Here is a 19,382-nt window from a genome sequence, read left to right on the forward strand (position 1 = left end):
TTAACCTCCTCTTTAATCCTGGTTTTTCAACGCTTCTACCATATCCAGCCGCTCTACCTTGCGGATGGCCAACTGCTGCCCGATCCAGACAAAAAATAATGCCAGCCCGGCAACAATAAAATAAGTGCGGGGATATATGATTACCGGAAAACTATACAGCTCGGTACTGGCACTGACCATGTAAGCGGCCCCCGCAGTCTTGCCGGCAGGTAATCCCAGAGCAATACCCAGTAAGGCTTGCGCCCAGGTTTCCTTGCGCAACAGGCCTGACACTTCCCCCCGTGAATAACCCAAAACCCGCAGGGAAGCCAGTTCCCGCTGGCGCTCATTAAAAGTCATTACCGAGCTATTATAAATAATAGCCAATCCCAACAGCCCGGCAAAGAGAATCATTATCGCAATCGTAGTAGTGGTAGTTCCCATAAGTTGCTCAAAGGTCTCCCGCTCCCGGGCGGGACTGTTTACCGAAGCTACCCGGCTCATTTCCTGCAAGCGGTTTTCCACCGATGGCATCTGGGCGGCATCGAGCTTCAAAAGTACAGCACTGGCTAGCTCTTGCTCTCCCAGCAGGCTATTGACGGTGCTGAACGATACATAAGAACCACTGCCGGTCATGGGTTCATTTATACCCATTACGATCAGACGTGAGCTGCGGGAAGGTCCAATCCCCAGCGTGGTCTCCACCACTACTTCATCTCCCAGCTGCAAACCCAGCTTGTCAGCCACCCGTTTGCCCAGAAGGATACCCTCTTCAGGAATCTGCCGCTCCTGCCCCAATTTATCATAAACCCGTTTCAAGCGATTGGAAGGGATCATTCCCAGCAAGACTTCGTCCTTGGACTCTCCCCCGGCATGAAGTTTTACCGGCAGTTCCATCATAGGCTCCATACGCTGTACTTCATCCCAGCGGGTCCAGTCCAAAATCTCCGAATATTTAATCGGTTCAGTAAAACGAATCATGTAATCATAGCGATTTATCTGTTCAAAGTTCTGGTTCATGAGATAATCGGTAGCATCAAGGGAAAAACAGGAAAAAACCAGCAGCACTACGGAGCTTATAATCCCCAAAACACTTACGGCAAATCGTCCCCGGTTGCGGAATATGGAGCGCAGGCTCATTTTCCAACTACTACTAAACTGCTGCCATAACCAGGGCCAGCTCTCCAAGGGGGTACGCCGTCCCGAGGAAGGGGGCTGGGTACGCATAGCCTCTGCCGGGTTGATGCGGATTACCGAGCGAGAAGCAAAGAATCCTGAAGCTATACCTACCAGAGAAGTAATCAGGAAACTATACAGCACCACCCGGAAATTTATTTCATTAGTCATGCTAGGCAAATTGAAAAACTGGGCATAAAGATTATTTAAAACCGCAGTCAAAGCTATCCCCAGGCCGGTACCTAGAATCGCTGCCACCAAACCGACTGCTAGGCCGTAAGAAGTATAATGCCACATTATCCGGCAGTTATCGTAACCCAGTGCCTTCATGACACCAATGGGCAATCGCTGGGAACGAATCAGTCGAGTAAGAATAATGAACTGTATCCCGGCCGCCACCAGGAAAAAGATTAAGGGCAAAGTGAGGGCAAAAAGCTTTATTCCGTCTAATTCAGCCTGCAATACAAGATGGCTGGACTGATCCTTACGCGGGTAACTGCTAATATTCCCGTAAGGTGCCAGTATCTTCTCCACCTGCTCCTTAATTTTTTCTTCATCCACCCCGGGGGCCAAATCCACCAGAAGCTGGTTAATCTGCCCGGGTAAGCCCAATATCTGCTGGGCCTGGAGCTGGGAAAGCATTAAAATTCCAAATCGTTCCGGTTCCGGGAAAAGTGATCCCGCATCTTTCATGGGATAGATGAATTCCGGGCTGGTAGCGGTACCGATGACTGTCAGGCTTACTTTCTTGCCCTCAGCAATGATCTCCATATCCTGGCCCGGGGCCAGGTGGTTGGCCCGGGCGTACTGCGGGTCAAGCAATACAGCAACCTTCCCCGAAGCTTGCCGCTCAAGCTGACGGCCTGACAGGAGGTGCAGGCGGTTAAGCTCATTCTCCATGGGCAAGGGGTAACCCGTCAAACGACCGGTTATCCTCTCCCGCCCTTCTTTTATAATAGGAACATCCTTTTGAATACGCCCGCTGGCATTAAGAACTCCGGGCAAAGCTTCCACCCTCGCCACTATCGATTCCGGTGCCTTGACTACCTGGAAAGTGTAATCAGCAAAAGCGTAATCGTGGTAAAATTGCTGTTGCGAGTGGTTTAAATTATTATAAGAGCTGCTCATGCCAATGTATATTATCACCCCCAGGGTGACAATCAACACCAGAGCCAGGAACTGCCCCCGGCCAGCCTGAATGGTCCGAAATAATCTGCGGGTAAGGATAGTCATTACCACTCAATCCTTTCCGGTGGCAGGGGATTTTCATTTATAATAATTTCCGCCACCGATCCGCTGCGCATACGCAGCACCCGGTCAGCTATATCAGCAATGGCGGTATTATGAGTAACAATAATTACCGTACTGGCCTGATTTTTCTGGATATCCCGCAAGAGCCTAAGTACCATTTTACCGGTTTCAAAATCCAGAGCCCCGGTGGGTTCATCACATAAGAGCAAGCGGGGGCTTTTAACCATCGCCCGGGCAATGGCTACCCGCTGCTGTTCACCGCCACTTAACTGGGAAGGGAAATGATCCCGCCGTTCCCATAGATTCACATCCCGCAAGACATCATCAACCGCCAGGGGTTCTGCTACCAGTTCCGCCGCCAGAGCCACATTTTCAGCTGCGGTGAGGTCGGCTATCAGATTATAAAATTGGAAGACGAATCCTACCTCCTGCCTCCGGTAACGGGTTAAATCCTTTTCACGGCCATTGCTTAGCAGTGCTTTACCAAAAAGCATTTGCCCGCTGGTGGGTGTATCTATTCCCCCAATCAGGTTTAGGAGGGTGCTTTTGCCGGAACCGCTGGGGCCCAGGATAACCAGGAGTTCCCCCTGGTATATTTCCAGGGAAGTCGCTTTTAAGGCCTCTACCTTGACTTCGCCCATGATGTAGGTTTTGCTGATATCACTTAGACTAATTAATACCTCATTCGGCAAAGGATTCCGCTCCTCTTAAAATTTGGCCAGGATGATTTATCCCCTTTTTTATGGTGCCGTTTCTATATAATTAAAGCTTCTTGTCCTTTAGATTATAGCTTGCATAGACATTAAAATAAAATACTGTAGTTGCCATTTGGTAGTAAGCCACTTTCCCCTGAAGGGAGGTGATGCCTATTATTATATATAGTGAGTTGTTTTTATTCTGCCTGGAAATCTTAAAGTTATTTCCCTGTATCCAATATACAGATAATAGAATGGCCGCCCACCTCTTATTTTCTGGCCCGCTTCTTGGCCGCAAGTAAACGGGACATCCCATCTTTATCCTGCTTTGTTTCCTGTACTTTATCCTTTTCCTGTGCTTTATCCTTTTCGCTCCCTTCCCGGGATTGGCTCAAGACAGAGGCCTTTTCCGGCTTGCTGTGGGCTTCATCCTTAATAAGCTGCCTTCCGCCCGACCTTTGTCTTTCCTGCTCATTTAAATCCTCTTTCCGCTGGCGCAGGCGATTAAAAGTAACTGCTGTCGGGGCGTGGGCTGAAGCAGTCCCCTCTGGTTTTTTCCACCGCTGCCACCAAGCTTGCAGGTCGCTTAAATTATAGGCCAGGCGGCGGTTGGCAATATCCAGGGGAAGCAGCAAAGCCACCAGCATCAAGAGCCAGGGCCAGAGTTCCCGTACCCCTCGGGCTACAGGCAGGTTGGGAGCAAAAGCTTCGCGGGGCTCACTTATTATACTGCCGCCTCCCGCTTGCACCAGGACCTGCAGAAATTTCTCATCGCTGCCGCTCTCGGCATATTCGGGGGAATAGGCCAAAGTTATCCCACCGCTGGCCGACCTCAGCTCGCCTTCGTTTCCCTGCTGGGTGACATTTATGAAATAGACCCCCGGTTCACCGGTGGAGAATCTTCCCTCATATCTTCCCGGAGCTACCGGTTCCAGTTTAATCTTCTGCGCCTTCAGTTCCGGGTCTACCACTACCGCCTCACTGGGCAAAGAAAGCGATAGCTCGCGGGAATCTACTTGAATCAGACCTTGCCGGCCCTCCAGACTGGTTTTGAGTTCCAGCCTGGCATCCTGCTGGCTGCGGGGCAGGGTCCAGGAAATCAGGTTGGCCCAGAAATGATTGTAATCTCCCCAGGCCGTCCAGGCACTGGACCAGCGCCAACCGCCATCAGTGGTGAAGGCGATGGAACGTCCCAGTCCGTACTGCCACTGGGCCAGCACCGGGTCCTGGCGATGGCTGGACAAAACTACCTGGGCCGTTTTCTTGGGCGTGGTGGCCACATAGCCTTCGAGGGCCGGCACGGCGGATATACCTTCCATTAGTGGGCTTTCCGCTGTCAATACCGGGAAAAAGCTTTCCTCTACCAGATAACTCTTTATGGCCTTCATGGTTTCTTTGGTAAATATGCGGGGAATATTGGAGATCTCATCACTGAAATAATACCGGCCCTGACCCCATGCCGCCAGTTGTTCCAGCAAGAGGGTGTCCGCCCCCTCACCCACGGCCACCGTAGACATGGTTATCCCCGCCCGGGCCATTCTCCGGCTCAGAAAATAATAATCCCCGGTAGTGGCCGACTGCCCATCGGTGAGCAGTATGATGTGTTTGAATTTGGTATGGGCATCTTTGAGGGCCGTATAAGCCAGGGCCAGGGCGGGATAAATGCTGGTGCCCCCGTCAGCCCGGATGGTGGCAATATCATCCTGTATGGCGTCCTTGTCTTTGACCGCTTGAAATTCCACCACCCATTGAGCTGTATCATCAAAGGCCACCACCCCGGCCATATCCAGCGGCCCCAAAATACTGGTGGCCTGAATGGCGGCCTCTTTGGCCAGTTCCACCTTGCTGTAACCGCCGCTGCCCTCCGACATGCTGCCGGACTTGTCGATAACCAGAACCAAACCCAGGCTGGGTATTTCCTTCTTTCCCCGTAAATCCATATATACCGGCAGAGCTTTCTCCACCGGGGTATTGAAATATCCCCCTGGTCCAAAACTATCCTCTCCGCCTATCATTATCAATCCTTTGCCCAGATCCCTGACCGCCGTATGTATAGCTTGCATGGCTTCGGCCCGGAGATCTTCCGCCGGCACATTGCAGAGAATCATCAGCCCGTAGCGCTGCAGTTCGGTCAGGCTTGCCGGCAGTTCCCGCGGGGATAGCAGGTCATAGTCCATATTCAGTGAGGAGAGTACCGCTTCCAGGCCCCGGGCTTCTCCTTTTTTCCCTTCTACCAGGAGCAGTCGGGGCGGACCCTGAACCAGGCTAAAGGCATAGGCTTCGTTGTTATCCGCCACCCCATCCTGCTCCACTTCGATGCTGGCCTGGAAGCTGTGAAACCCGGCTTCATCCAAAACGGAGGAATAAAGCAGCATATTTTCTCCCTGCCGCAGTTTGATTTCCTCCTGGCCGATCAATTCCTGATCCTGGTATAGACGAAGCTGGGCGGTGGTGGCAAAATTGCTCTCTATCCCCACTTTAAGCGGAAACTTTTCCCCGGCAAAAAGACTCTGAGGAACTTCCAGGCTCTTCACCCGCGCGTCCCGGGTGGGGCTGCTTTCCAGGGGAAGCAGGTCAAGCCGTATCTTCTTCTCAGCCAGGTAAGCCGCTTCTTTCAAGGCGTCGCCATCATTCTGGCGTCCATCGGAGAGCAACACCACCCGCCGCGAAAAATTATCGGGCATCAGAGCGTCAGCCAGCTTCAAGGCCTGTTCCGGCTTGCTGTAGTTCCGGTCCACCAGGCTTTCAATAGGATGCAAGCGGCTGCTGTCGGAGAGGCTCTGATCCACCAGGGCATTGCCGCCAAATACCACTACCCCCGCCTGGTCGTCTGCTTTCTTGTGCTTCAAGGCCTCTCTAATGAAGTTTTCCGCCGCTTCCCGGCTATTTTCACAACTGGCAGAAAGATCCACGGCAAAGACCACACTCTGCCGCTCCAGCGGAAAACGCAGTTCCAGCCCGGCCAGGGCCAGTATGAGGCTTAAGAGCAGAAGGCTTCTTAACAGCAGAGCCATATTGCGCCGGAAAGCAGGCAAATGCCCGGAATCTCGATACCAGAGATAAAGCGGGTAGAAAATCAGGGGAATTATAAGTAATAAAAGGGGGTGACTAAAATTAATAACCACGGCGGTACACCTCCCATTCCAGCAAGAGCAAAAGCAGAACTGCCCAGCACAGCCAGGGCCAGAGTTCTTTTTTGCCCAGCCGCTCCCCCCCGCCCCTGCTGTCAGCTTCCAGCGCCTGCCAGGGCAGTGCGGCTGGCTTTATATCTGATTCCAGAGGGTCACCCTGGTTCCTGGCCAGGAAACTTATCTCTATCCTATCGCTTAGAACCTGGTTTATCTGGTACAGGCCCGGACGACTGGCACTGAAAGAGCGCGGAAAAGGAGGCAAATATCGCTCCTCTTTTTCCCCCGGCCTCTGCAAGTATATCGCTTCCGCTTCCGGGTGGGGGTCAAAACTAATGCGGCTGCGATTCAGATCAAAACTTGCTCCGGCATTCCCGGGCAAGAGCCAGCCTACTAAATTGTGCACTAAGATGGGGAAACCGGTTTGCAAAGGGATATTGCTCTCATGCAGATCAAAAGAGAAAATAGCCACCCGGCCCGATAACTGCCCGGTCAGCAATAGAGGAACATCTTCGCTTTCCAATAGGGTTCTGGCCCAATCCGGGCAAAGCAGCTTTTGACTCCGGGCTACTTGCCAGTCACTGCTATCGATATAGCGCAGGAGGGAATCCTCCCCGGCGGCTTTTATCCCGCTGAGGTTTTTCGCTTCACCGTTTATGGCCAGCCAGTGATTGCCCGGAGGGGGATTGACTATTATAATACTAGCCTGGGGCAGGCGGGCAGGTAGCCAGCCGTCAAAGATGAACAACTGATAATCAGCGAGAGCGGGGTCATATTCAGCGGGACTGGTCTTGAATAATTCCATTCCCGGAAGGAGGTTTAAAGCCTTTTCCAGGAAAAGATTCCCCTCGCTTACCAGCAGGGCCCGGTTCTCCGTTAATTCCTCCACCACTGCCCAGGCTTCGTTATCAGCCAACAGGAAATCAGGCCGTTGCAAAATAGCCTGAATACTCTCTGCCCTCACAGGCAAATCCTCCCAGATTATCTCCCGGGCTCCTTCTGCTTCCAGCTTTATTTCCCTGATATCGAACAGTTCCCCATCGACCCGGAGTTCAATATCGCTTACTACCGCCTTTTCACCAAAATTCTGCACCCGGGCCAGGGCCAGAACCTGCCCCGAGTCCCGGCGGGTAGCCAGGGTGGTAATGGCCAGGTTGTCACTCTCCCGGCCAATTTGGATAAACTCCACCGGGCATTTGATTCTGGGGTCATGCTCCACCGGCAAGGTTTTGCCATCGCTGACTATAAGCAGCATAATATCCCGGGAATCACGACTAAGTGAAGCAATTAAGGAAAGGGCTGCTTCCAGGTCAGCCCGTCCCGTCTTCAGCTGCGCATCTCGTAAAGACCGGCGCAACTCATTCTTGTCGCCACTCGCCGCCTGCAGGACTTCCGGCTGCTCTCCCATTTTGATAAGGGTCATCTTCTCCCCCGGGCCCAGCCGGTCGATGAGCTTCTCCACCTCTTTTTGGGCCATTCCCCAGCGGGATGGCGTCACATCACTGGCCATCATGCTGGCGGAAGCATCGAGTACTACCAGCAGCTGCTTCTCCAGGCCCCCGGCTACCGGAAGGTAGGGGCGGCTCAGGGCCATTACCAGCAAGAAGGCCGCCAGCAGCTGCAGGAAAAGCAGCAGGTTCTTCTTCAAACGCTGCCAGGGGGTAGTGGCCTCCATATCCTTCAAGACCTCTTCCCAGAGGTAGGTGCTGGAAATAACTTTTTCCTGAAAACGCCTTTTAAGAAGATATAGCAGAATTATCAGCGGAATTATAGCGGCAAAGCCAAGGCCTGCCGGGTTAAGCAACGACAAGGTTTTCTCCTCCCCGTATTGTAAAGTGAGGGGTGAGGGGTGAGGAGTTATCCAGGTAGATCTCACCGTTTTAACCTCACTTAATCACTTAATTATGATGCTAATGCAAAAGTAATTATTGACTGACGACCTTTTAAGCAAGAATCCCCGCCCGGGGGAGCAGCTGCAAAAGCAGTTCTTCAAAAGGGGTGGCACTGCTGACCTGCAGAAATCCTATCCCCCGCCGGAAACAGAAGTCGCGGTTGGCCTCGGTAAAATCATCCAGCTTCTTCCGATAGGCCTTGAGCAATCGTGGGCTGGCACTGATTTCCCGGCTTTCACCACTTTCACTGTCCAAAAGCCGCCAGTCTCCATGCAGGGTTGGGTTGATTTCCTCCGGGGCCAGCAATTGCAAAACAATGACTTCCTGCCTCAGGTACTGGAGGAACTTGACCCCATCTTGGAAACCGTGGGGAGACAGGAGGTCGGATATAAGCAAAGCAACCCCTGGACCGCGAGAAAAGCGGCCATATTCAAGCAAGGCCTGGTTCAAATTGGTGCTGCCAGCGAAAGAAAGCTGCGCCAGGAAAGTCCAGGCCTGGTCAATACCGGTTTTCCCCCGCAAGGGGGCCTGATAGGCAGCGAGTTGCTCAGAGCAGGCGGCGATGGCTACCCGGTCATAAGCCGCCAGAGCCAAATAGGAAAAAGCAGCAGCCAGCTGCAAGGCCAGCCGCTCTTTGGGAGGCTCCCCCCAGGACATAGACTTGCTGACATCAATAAATATATTTAAGAGCAGGTCTTGCTCCTCCATAAACAGCTTTACGAAAAGTTTTTCCGTACGCGCGTAACTGTTCCAATCGATATAACGAAAATCATCACCGCTGGAATAATTGCGAAAGTCGGCGAATTCCACCGACTGTCCTTTAAGCGGTGAACGCCTTTCCCCACTGTTTTTACCCGTCCGCATTTTCCTGCTTACCAGGCGCAAATGCTCCAGGCGCTTCAAGAAATCCTCATCAAATAAATCTTTCACATTAACCCCCATGCCCGCAAACTTAATAGTGACACCCGAAGGGTGGAACACCAGGAGTACCCGCAGGGTGAAGGACATAAGCAACGATAAAAAGCGAATCCAATTATTCTTGAACGGTAAGCTGCAACGATATATAACCCCTCACACCTTACCCCTTACTCCTCACTATTCGTATTAGCCCCCTGTTAGCAAATACCCAAAGCAATAATCGAAAACGGGGGAATTCAATAACTGACTCCACTGCAAAACTCTTTTTGTTGCATAAGGGTTGCATAAATACACAAAGCCTGATTCGGAACGACACAGGGGTCGTTCCATACACACCCTGCGGTCGCTGCAGTACTTTCCGGCCGGTTACATAGGCTAAAGGTCGTTCCCTACACACCCCGCGGTCGCTATTATGGGTGCTGCGCGATATATTTATGCAAACTGATGCATATTTATTGTTTTTTGCAGTGACACCAACCATCGCTCGACCATCGTTAAACCATCGTACAACTATCGTTCATCTTCGATAGCGGCCAGGAGTTCGCCAATCAAGTCATCTATCTTGATACCCTCGGCCTCGCCTTCGAAATTCAGGATGATGCGATGCCGCAAAACCGGGTAGGCCAGTTCCTCAATATCAGCAAAGGCAACATTATAGCGGCCCTCTATCAAAGCCCGGACCCGAGAGCTGGCTATTAAAGCCTGACCCGCACGGGGTGAAGCTCCGTAGCGTACATATTTCTTGATCATTTCCGGGGCATAAGAACTATCTGGATGGCTGGCCAGAATCAGCTTTACTATGCGCTGGTTCACCCGCTCGGCCACCGGAACCCCGGCAGCGATATCCTGCATGGCCAGAACTTCTTCCCCGCTGGCTATCCGCTCCAAGTCCCCGGGATCCGAGCCCATATCCCGGCTTATAATGGCAGCCAGTTCTTCTTCTCCCGGAAATTCCACCAGTAATTTAAAAAGAAAACGGTCGGTCTGCGCTTCGGGCAAAGGATAGGTGCCTTCCATCTCCAGGGGATTCTGGGTCGCCAGTACAAAAAAAGGATCGGGGAGGTTTCGGGTCTTGCCTCCTGCAGTTACAGTTCTCTCCTGCATAGCTTCAAGTAAAGCACTCTGGGTCTTGGGTGTAGCGCGGTTAATTTCATCCGCCAGTACAATATTGGCGAATACTGGTCCCGCTTGAAACTGAAAAGCCCGGCGGCCCTCAGCATCCTCGGAAATAATGCTGGTTCCAACTATATCCGCCGGCATCAGGTCGGGAGTAAATTGTATCCGCTTGAATTCCAGGGAAAGTACCTGGCTCAAGGTTTTAACCAGCATGGTCTTCCCCAAACCGGGAACTCCCTCCAGGAGAACATTCCCCCCGGCTAGCAGGGCAATAAGGCTATGCCTTATTATCTGCTTCTGCCCCACCATCACCTTTGCTATTTCAGCCTCGATCTGCCTGGCTTTATCTACGAATTCATCAATATCCACTTCCTGGCCTCCTTGTACGCTATATCCTTACTAATGTCCCATGAACCAAAACTACAACCTACGATAGTTAAGCGGTAGTTGAACAATGGTTGAATCCTCCGTCTTCCGTCTCCCGTTTTATTCCTCCAGGGAGGAAAAATAGTTTTTCACCACTTCCGTCATACCGGAAGGAATGGGCTGGCGATCCAGCGATTCCCGGGCTGCCTGGCTGTACTCGGCCAAAACTTCCCGGTAAGGCCGCATACTCCCGGGCATTATGGCTGGATCATCGGTTTCTATTAGCTGCTGGGGCCCCTCACCAGCCTGGCCCCGTACCTGAGATATCTCTCCGCTTCGCCCGATGCGCTGCGGGTCATAAATCTTTTCGTAGTCCCCCCACTTCATTACCGCCAGTTCACCAGCTCCCGGCTCCGGCGGGGAAGAAGATTGGCCCGGGGAGGAATTATTGCCGCTACCGCTGCCCAATCCGGCCCCGCTGCCGCTGCCTTGCCCACTGCCCTGCTGCCCGCCTTGCTGGCCGCTGCCGCCTGAGCTGCCGCTATTTCCTGCCCCCTGCTGTCCAGCAGAGGAAGCGGAGCTTCAGGTACCCCCGCTCGCCCCGGAACCCGAACTGCAACTATCCGGCGCAGCGCTGTTGGCTCCGCCTTGAGCCCCGCTACTATCACTGCCGGTGCTATGGCCCGCCGCATTGTTCCCACTGCTACCACTGCTATCAGTCGTATTACTACCATAGCCTTGCGCGGATGCCCATTGAGAAGGGGAAGCACTACCGGCAGCCAGCAGGGCCTGGCGGGAATCCTGAACCGCCCGCAAAGCCCGATTCAACTCGGCCAATGCCACTGCTCTCCCCTCCTGCCGGGCGGCGGCGCTGTCCTTCGGATTAGAAGCAGACCCGCTGGCATTGCCCGACTGCAGAGAATTGGAACCAGAATCGGCTCCCGGCTCGCTGGAAGAATCACTTTTCCCTTCTTTACCAGGAGATTCCTCTCCTTCGCTTCCGGGTGCTTTCGGCTCATCCCACCCATTATCCCTATCTTTACTATCCTCCGTAGCAGCTTCCCGTCTTTCCTGTCCGGGCTTAAGCGAAGCTAAATCTGCCGCACTCAGCCTTCCCTGCCGGAGGTTTTCCAACCTTAACTGTTCCAGTGTTTCTTCCGCCTGAGCCAGGGATTTAAGGGCCTTTTTCATATCACCCGTCTCGTGCAAATCCTTTTGCAATTTTTCCAGAGAACTTACGGTCTTCTCCAGTTCCTTTGCAGAGATTAGGTCGAACTTGGCCTGAATTTCCTTTTTCACAGCTTCAATTTTCTTTTCCTGCCTGGCTATCTCTTTTTTTACCGCTATTGCTCTATCTACTTCTGCCTGCTGGGGATTGGGCAAAAAACAAAACAGCCCTACCAGCAACAGGCCTGCTGCTATGATTTTCCCTTCCCGGGCCGGAAAAATAAAGGGGAAAGCCGTTCTGAAGTCAAAGTTTTGTAGTTGTTCCAGGGCATCTCGCCGCTGCCGCCGAATCATTTCCGAATCCTCAGCGGAACATTCCAGAGCGGTGGAAACTCGCTCCTGCAACCCTTTAGCATCGCTCATACAGGCTGCGGTCCATAAACCAGGGCGCCGCCAAAAAGACCAGCCCCAAGCTAGAAGCAGGCTCGCTCCCAGGGTATACAGGCAAAGCCGCTTTACTCCCACCCAGGGGAAGAAAAAGGAGAGCAAAAGAAAAAAGGCGGAGAGGAGCAAAGCTCCGGCCAGCCCCCGCAGCAGCCAATGCAGGTAATGCTGCAACTGGATTCTGCGCAGTACCGGCCGCAGGGCTGCAATTATTCTCTTGTCCCCGTAGTCCTTACTTCTCATATATTCACATCCTAAATTTTCTACCCTTCAACCGGTGACGATTCCACCACTGTTTTCACCACTGCAGGATTTTTCCGGAAGCGTTTGAAACGCCCCACCGGGTCCAGCAAAAACACGGTAAGCAGAAGCAAGACTATAATCAATACCCCATCAAAAATAAAATTATACTGCCAGGGACTCAAAGCTTGGCTGACTGCGGCATTATAACCATAAGTACGGTAGCCCCCCAGAAAGCTGTTCATAATACCAACGCCGGCCGCCTGGTTGGGAAAGATGGAGAAAAGGGCCACCAGGGGATTGGCATAAGAAAAGTACATGGCAGTGGCCCGGGGATAGGGACCGGTCTGTATCCCCTGCAGGAACACCGTGACGGCCATGGTTCCCACCAGGAACAACAAGACCACCACATAGCTGACCACCATGGAAACCTGGGTACGCTTGAACAGGGTTGAGCAAAAAATGCCGATAACTCCAAAAGTAATGGCCGTAGCCAGGGATACCAGGATAACCCGGCCCATATCGCTTAACAGCACTCCCCCAAAGAAGTACACGATAGCAAAGACCGGCAGGGAGGCAATTACCAGCAAGAGTATATAACTTATAGAAGCCAGAAGCTTGTTCAGGACTATAGAAGCTGAAGACAGGCGGGTACAAAGCAAAAGGTCAAAGGTCTGCCGTTCCCGCTCCCCATTTATTACTCCGGCAGTCAGGGCCGGGGTTACAAAGGAAAGCAACAATAGTTGAAAAACACTCAGTATAATAAATATCTGCGGACCAACATCCGGACCAAAACCGGAATAAAAACCGCGCTTTTGCTGCATCCAGTAATAGGCCAGGGTGATCAAGCCCAGCAGTGCCAGATAAAGGCTTATCATCAGCGGTGATTTCCAATTCCTCATACGGGAGCGAAATTCCTTGGCCAGAATCGGGTTTAATACCAGGCTTTTCATTACTGAACCACCCCTTTCGTAAGCTGCATGAATATGTTCTCCAGATTGCTTTGGGACTCGGCAAAGGATACCAGGGGAATACCGGCCTGAACCAAATGGGTCAAGATACGGTTCATTTCCTCTTCGTCTCCATTAAACGGCAATTCCAGCATCTGCTCATCAAGTTTGATGGCGGAATATCCTAATTCGTTATTTATAAGCAACAGGGCCTCGTCAATCTTACCCAGAACCCGGATTTCAATAGCCTGGGCGGACTGGCTGCGATGCATGATTTCATCGACACTGCCGCAGGCCACCATCTTCCCGGCTTCTATAATACCCAGATGAGTACAAAGCTCGGTTAATTCAGATAGAATATGGGAACTTATAATTATGGTTTTGCCCATGTTTTTCAGTTCCTTTAGGATTTCCCGTACTTCTACCCGCGCCCGCGGGTCCAGGCCGGAAGCAGGCTCGTCCAAAATAAGCAGAGCCGGGTCGTGAACCAGGCAGCGAGCCAGACACAAGCGCTGTTTCATGCCCCTTGACAGCGAATCCACATAAGCCTCCCGTTTATGCTCCAGATCCATCAGCTCCAGCAAGTCGGAGATGATTTTTTCTCTCTGCCGGGCGGGAATCCGGTAACTGGCACTGTAGAAATCGAGGTATTCGTCTACTTTCAGGTCATCATAAACCCCGAAGAAGTCGGGCATATAGCCTACCAGTTGGCGGATACGGCGGGGGTTTTGACTCACATTTTCCCCCGCGATCCAGGCCTTGCCCGAACTGGGGCGCAGCAGAGAAGCCAGTATCTTCATGGTTGTGGTCTTTCCGGCGCCATTGGGTCCCACAAAACCAAATATCGCTCCTTCTTCCACATTAAATGAAAGCCGGTCAACCGCCAGGAACTTGCCATAACTTTTGGATAGTTCTTCAACTTGCAGCATGCTATTCCCCTCCTTCCATATTGTCACCGTCCGGGGCTGCCGGGACCACCTGCGGGGAAAGATATTCTCCCTCCAGGCTCAGGGTAACACCGGAAATATTTACATAGCCGGGACCTTTATCCCCGCTGCCGACTTTTACCTGCAGCGAGCCTTTTTCCGAAACATAAGGCTTCCAATCCGCAAGTAGCATCCCGCCCGGTTGGTAGCTTAAATCCTCCCACCGGCCTTTATGGAAATTGTATACCATCAGCTTCATAAGGTAGGCCCGCCGGTAATCGTTAGAGCCCACATATAGTTTGAACTCATCAATCTTTACCTCTTCCCGGGAAAAGGGCAGATCCAGCTCGAACTCCAGAAATCCCCCTTCACATCCAATTCCCCAGGGATCCTGGTTGAAATTGCGCCCATCAGTAGCGGTAAAACGCCCGTTAATTACTCCGGGAGGGATAGACAATGCTTTTTGAGCAGCCAGTTTGAGCTCCAGGGGAGCAAGGTAGATACTGTTGTAGTTGACCTTCCCCCGGTTTTCCGGGACAAATACCTGAGAAGCAGCTGCTTTGGAAAAGCCTATGAACATTATGGAATCATCAAAAAGTTGCCCATTGCGTGATGCGTTTTCCAGAATCTGGGTTGACCACTGTCTTTCCCAGTTGGCCTCTCCTTGATAGCCCTGGGGCCGGTATACCGGGTAGCGTTCAAAAATCCGGTAAAAAGCCGGCCCCCGGTTGGGGGTGAAACGTGGAGCAAATTCCACCTCCACCGTCTGGCCGGGAAGTATTTTGGAGATACGCTGGTAACCGTAGCGGTTGAGAAGAATACAATTAGACAGGGTACGGTCTGATTTATTTTTTATGGTTCCCTTTATTTTCCCCTGGCTGGTTTTTAACTGGGCTTCGATTCGCCCGGCTTGCTCTATATTTTCGTTCAGGGCTATACAGCGCATAGACCAGCGGCTGGCATCATCAAAACTGACCCGGGTTCTTTCGTCCTGGCTTACGGTAGCCAGCAAGGGAAATTGACTAGAATTGGCGCTTCCCCCCATTACACTAACCGTCCTGCGCATCATATAACCCATATCCCCGCCGATTACATCGACTACCTGCTGGCCTTGCAGGTCAAAGGAGAACTCTTTGCGGGTAGGGGCAAAAACCCCAGCATAGGTACTGGCCTCCGCCCGGTCCGAATCCGGCTGAAGTTTTACCAGAGTAATAACATTGGTAAATACATCCCGGCCTTTGGCTTTGAAAGCCCCCAGGTAAGTCATGCTGAACAACAACACCGCCAGAGCGGGTATCAAGGCCCAGGCCCAGTCCCGGCGGTCATACTTTTTAAGGAAAAGGTAAATGCCCGGCCCCAGAACAACGATATAGGCCAAGAGTACCAGGGCCAGCCAACCGGCGGAAGGCAGATCGGAAGCCGGAAAGTTCCGTAAAACCCAGCCCATGTCCTGGATACTGACATACCTGCCGTTGGCTCCGGCCATCTGGTGCGGGTTAATCCGCAGAATCAACTGGCTCCAGAAAGCGTTGTTGCCCGTCCAGTTGGCAAAAGGTTGCAAGGCCAGGTCATAAGCCAGATAAAGAATGCTTCCCCGGCCCCTTTTATCTTCGACTACCACCGGGGTCTCCCCCGAGCTTAACAAGGCTTGGCCCGAGCGGAGTTGGCCCTCGCTGATAATAAAAGGCTTTTTCGCCTCCAGGCTTTCACCGGCCAATTTTTCCATACCGCTCAAAGCGGAAATTTGACGAGTGCCGGAAATACCTACCGGCCAGAGGGTTCCCGGTAAGTCGAAAAAGGTCTTCTTCCAATTGGGTCCACCACCCAGAACCAGCATTCCCCCTCTTTGCACCCAGTCTTCAATAGCTTTCAATTGCCCCTTGCTCAGGCTGGAACTGGAGAAATCGTTCAAGGCCAGAATATCCAGGTTGTCCAGGAGCAGGCTTTTTTCCGGTATATCTTTAGCTTCCAGGTGGGTTACGCTTATTCTCTGGCCGGCAGAAGGAAATTTGATCCCTCCCAGGTGATCCAAAGTGCTCGGCCCGGAAGCCAAAACGCCTACCAGCATCTCCTGCGGCTGCATAATCGTAACCCGGCTTTTGCATTTGGCCATCTCTTTTTCCCCGGCCATCAATTTAATCTCATAATTAGTGGTTTGATTGGCCGGGATAAACATACTTACCCTCTTCTTACTCCCGGTTGGAAGTACGATTTCTTTTTGCTGTTGAATTCTAAGTTCATTATTATTAGTGTCAAACACCAGTCGTCCCCGGATTTCCGGTCCCGGGTTAACCAGGGTTACCTGTAAGGGAAAAGCCTGACCCCAGCGGGCAAAGCCCTTGAAGCCGGCTTCTGCCGTCATCTCCACCTGTCCGGCCGCTTCTGCCGTTGCGGGCGGCAGGCTGCCCAGGAGAAGAAACAGGCCCAGTAATATAGAAAACGATAATTGCATCATCTTTTTCATGGCATAACCCTCCCTACCGGAACTGGAGCAACCGGAGCATCCTGAACCGCTGTAGTCCCCTGTTTAACTCCCGTTGTCGGTTTATTGGCCGTAGCCTTTTTTCCTGCTACCTTCTGCTTGTCCTCATCCAGCTGGTAGCGCAAATTGATGGATTTTTGCAGTATGGGGGAGAGCTCATCCTCATCCAAAACGATAAATCCGACTTGCAGCTCCTGATTTTTATCTTTTCCCAGGTAGAGGGCCTCCACTTCCGAAGCCGCCACCTTGCCCGGCGCTTCCTTGACCTGGAAAGCCCGCGACAGTTTATTGCTGTCTTTCATTTCTATAAATATTACCGGTACTCCGCCTTCAGCCAACCCCTTAAGCTTCTTAAGCGTTTGGCCCTGCAATGCTTCCTGTTGCTGGTCGGCAAAAACCCACAAGGCATCCATGCTGCCGGCCGGCAAGGAGCCTGCGCCTATATCCTCAGCACTCATATTCCACCATTCCATAGGACTGTTGGTATATTGCTGGTAGTACTTCTCATCATTGGAGACAAAAGCAACCTTAAATCCATAGGAAGGCTCCATCTCTTCACCCTGAGCATTATAAAAGAAAGGAGAAATATCCTGATTCTTGCCGGGAACGGCCGTTAAAAGTATGCGGTCTTTTGCCTCGCACTCCACTATTTTCCCATCCCCTGTTTCCAAGCGCATTTTGGCCACCTGCGGGTTCTTGCAATAGCCGTAAAAAATACCATCGGCATCCAGGCCGCAATCAACCGGGCTGGCCGACAAGTAATTGGTTTCAAACTCCATGCCTTTTTCCAGAGAGAGGCGTCCCAGTTTCTTTTCCACCTGGCGCAATCCCAATATGTATCCATTTCCGCCTCCGTATTCATAGATCATCCGATCCATATTGGGCCCCTTTAACGCGTATTCCAGTTTAAAAAGCAGATAGCTCCTGCCACCAAGCTCTCTGATATCCAATACCTGTACCCTTTTCATTTCTTTCTCCATATCCGGCCTCATACCCAGCAAGTTGTTTTTTAAAAGCTTCGGCCCCTCTTTCTGTAGGATCTTTTCCGCTTCCTGCTTAATCCGGCTATGGTCGGTACCAGGCGAGAAATAGTAATAGTGGTCAAATGCCAGCCAGGCAATGAGCAAGAGTACTATCCCCCCCAAAGCGATTCCAAGCCTCTTCTTCACCTCTTAACCCCCATTCATCTTATTCCGTTCCGATAGATTCCACCAAGCCAGGGCAGAACCCCATCATATATTCATTACTCATTACTGCCCCATTTCCTTTCACCTGCCAAGAAATGTTTTACAGAGCTCCCTATGGCAGAATATGATCCCACGTCTTTCCTTCCCACCCAAACATTTTAATTAATTTGAGAAAAAGGTGTTAGGTATAATACCCTACATACTTACCATCATTGGTATAAAACATGAAAACCAAAAAGCCTTTCTAAAAAGAAAGGCTTTTTGGCTTGAACATAAACCCTGTATCTCTTGGGAGAGTGGATACCAAAATTAATGCATTATGTATTGTATTATTAATAAAAAAATAACCAATATCCTTATGAAGGTGACATAACTGTCCTATTCATAAAAATATTGGTTCTTTGGAGCCTCTCCTGGCAGGTTCTCCACAATCCACCAAACTATTAAATTTTTAATTTTAGCTCATATAAAAAATTAACTTTAAATCAAAATTTCTGTATCACTCAGTATATATAGTCACTTGATTTTTGTCAATTATTTATTTAAAAGTTCTTGCTCCATCATGATTAATCCTTTATGATATTTATAATGGAGGATCATTGAGAAACCCTTACGGGTGGCTCTGCGAAAAACCAGTATTTTGAGCGAGTTTGCTAATGGAACTACCGCAAGAATACTGGTATTTTTTATTATTCTCCAATATAAAGTGAGGTTTGAGACGATATACGGGGATGCCCTATAATTGACGCACTTTTGTCAGCCATGCTAATGCTATAACGAGGTGAAATATATCCCCCGCCAAGCGGTCGCCTATTAACAAAACAGGTGGCGGATTCTAATTCCCCCCACCTCGTTGCAGCAGTGTGTTGAAACTGCTCCGCAGTTTCTTCCGATGCTTTAAAGACAGATTATAGATTAAGCGGACAACAAGCATAATAGTATTTGCTACTTATCGCCATAGGAGCATTTTAGGAGTGAATAATATGCCATTTGCACCTGATAAGAATGGGCAATCCCATAATGTGATTAATATTGATGCTCAGCATAAATTGGATGAACGCCAGCGTAAAAAACTACAGCACGAATTCAAGATTTATATGGAGCAGTATTTTAAAGAAAAACTGGGCAAGGGCGTTGATTACACCAAGATTATTATCTGGGAAGACATGGTTATTGTCCGGGGAGAAAGATTTCTCACTGAACCAGAGCAATATATAGTTAAAACTGCAGCAGGCAAAGAAGTGGTCAGAGCAGCCCGTATGCAGGTAGCTCGGCAGCATTCCATTGACAATGTTCCCTATTTTGAGGAAAGATTGCAGGCCAGGGTCATTCATCAAACCTATGATATTGAACCGGAGAATGATTTTTGGATACATGTTATGGTCTATGACCGCGGTTTGACCAAATAGGAAATTTATACAATTACATATCCTGGTGGATTGCGAAGAAACCGTAAGGGTGGCTT

General features: G+C 51.0%; 14 protein-coding genes. 1 reads left to right on the top strand and 13 read right to left on the bottom strand.

What is annotated here, in order from left to right; genetic code table 11:
* Positions 1-12: 12 nt before the first annotated feature.
* The 13 genes from SWOL_RS08855 to SWOL_RS08905 all read right to left on the bottom strand — a co-directional run bounded on the left by SWOL_RS08855 (position 13) and on the right by SWOL_RS08905 (position 17,899).
* Positions 13-2,388 carry an ABC transporter permease gene (locus tag SWOL_RS08855; RefSeq protein WP_011641109.1) on the bottom strand — a complete coding sequence of 792 codons (2,376 nt, stop codon included), beginning with the start codon at positions 2,386-2,388 and terminating at the stop codon, positions 13-15.
* On the bottom strand, positions 2,388-3,098 hold the full coding sequence (locus SWOL_RS08860) for an ABC transporter ATP-binding protein (protein ID WP_011641110.1): 711 nt from the start codon (positions 3,096-3,098) through the stop codon (positions 2,388-2,390). Before SWOL_RS08860 ends, SWOL_RS08855 begins: the two co-directional genes overlap by 1 nt.
* Positions 3,099-3,370: 272 nt before the next feature.
* Entirely contained in the window at positions 3,371-6,226 is a 2,856-nt protein-coding gene (locus SWOL_RS08865; protein WP_011641111.1) for a VWA domain-containing protein, read from the bottom strand.
* Positions 6,216-8,039, bottom strand: coding sequence for a vWA domain-containing protein (locus SWOL_RS08870; protein WP_162010611.1), 1,824 nt, complete (start codon positions 8,037-8,039; stop codon positions 6,216-6,218). Before SWOL_RS08870 ends, SWOL_RS08865 begins: the two co-directional genes overlap by 11 nt.
* A 133-nt stretch (positions 8,040-8,172) precedes the next feature.
* Positions 8,173-9,051, bottom strand: a complete 879-nt coding sequence (locus SWOL_RS08875; protein WP_049750122.1) for a DUF58 domain-containing protein — start codon at positions 9,049-9,051, stop codon at positions 8,173-8,175.
* A 498-nt stretch (positions 9,052-9,549) separates the two neighbouring features.
* Positions 9,550-10,524: an AAA family ATPase gene (locus tag SWOL_RS08880; protein ID WP_011641114.1), complete on the bottom strand. Its 975-nt coding sequence runs from the start codon at positions 10,522-10,524 to the stop codon at positions 9,550-9,552.
* Between the two features lie 117 nt (positions 10,525-10,641).
* A complete protein-coding gene (locus SWOL_RS13640; RefSeq protein WP_049750123.1) occupies positions 10,642-10,908 on the bottom strand; it encodes a hypothetical protein in 267 nt (88 codons plus the stop codon).
* Positions 10,908-11,189 (bottom strand): hypothetical protein, encoded by a 282-nt coding sequence (locus SWOL_RS14360; protein WP_207635280.1) that lies wholly within the window; start codon positions 11,187-11,189, stop codon positions 10,908-10,910. The genes SWOL_RS13640 and SWOL_RS14360 overlap by 1 nt, the downstream gene beginning before the upstream one ends.
* Positions 11,104-12,375 (bottom strand): hypothetical protein, encoded by a 1,272-nt coding sequence (locus SWOL_RS13645; protein WP_011641116.1) that lies wholly within the window; start codon positions 12,373-12,375, stop codon positions 11,104-11,106. The genes SWOL_RS14360 and SWOL_RS13645 overlap by 86 nt, the downstream gene beginning before the upstream one ends.
* A gap of 20 nt (positions 12,376-12,395) precedes the next feature.
* Entirely contained in the window at positions 12,396-13,325 is a 930-nt protein-coding gene (locus tag SWOL_RS13650) for an ABC transporter permease (protein WP_011641117.1), read from the bottom strand.
* Positions 13,325-14,251, bottom strand: a complete 927-nt coding sequence (locus SWOL_RS08895; RefSeq protein ID WP_011641118.1) for an ABC transporter ATP-binding protein — start codon at positions 14,249-14,251, stop codon at positions 13,325-13,327. The genes SWOL_RS13650 and SWOL_RS08895 overlap by 1 nt, the downstream gene beginning before the upstream one ends.
* A 1-nt stretch (position 14,252) precedes the next feature.
* Positions 14,253-16,712, bottom strand: a complete 2,460-nt coding sequence (locus SWOL_RS08900; RefSeq protein WP_011641119.1) for a DUF7408 domain-containing protein — start codon at positions 16,710-16,712, stop codon at positions 14,253-14,255.
* Positions 16,709-17,899 (bottom strand): hypothetical protein, encoded by a 1,191-nt coding sequence (locus SWOL_RS08905; protein ID WP_011641120.1) that lies wholly within the window; start codon positions 17,897-17,899, stop codon positions 16,709-16,711. The genes SWOL_RS08900 and SWOL_RS08905 overlap by 4 nt, the downstream gene beginning before the upstream one ends.
* A 1,001-nt stretch (positions 17,900-18,900) precedes the next feature.
* Between SWOL_RS08905 and SWOL_RS08910 the strand changes: the two genes are divergently transcribed.
* Positions 18,901-19,326 carry a Na-translocating system protein MpsC family protein gene (locus SWOL_RS08910; RefSeq protein ID WP_011641121.1) on the top strand — a complete coding sequence of 142 codons (426 nt, stop codon included), beginning with the start codon at positions 18,901-18,903 and terminating at the stop codon, positions 19,324-19,326.
* Positions 19,327-19,382: the final 56 nt, after the last annotated feature.

Source organism: Syntrophomonas wolfei subsp. wolfei str. Goettingen G311 (assembly GCF_000014725.1).
Lineage (GTDB): Bacteria > Bacillota > Syntrophomonadia > Syntrophomonadales > Syntrophomonadaceae > Syntrophomonas > Syntrophomonas wolfei.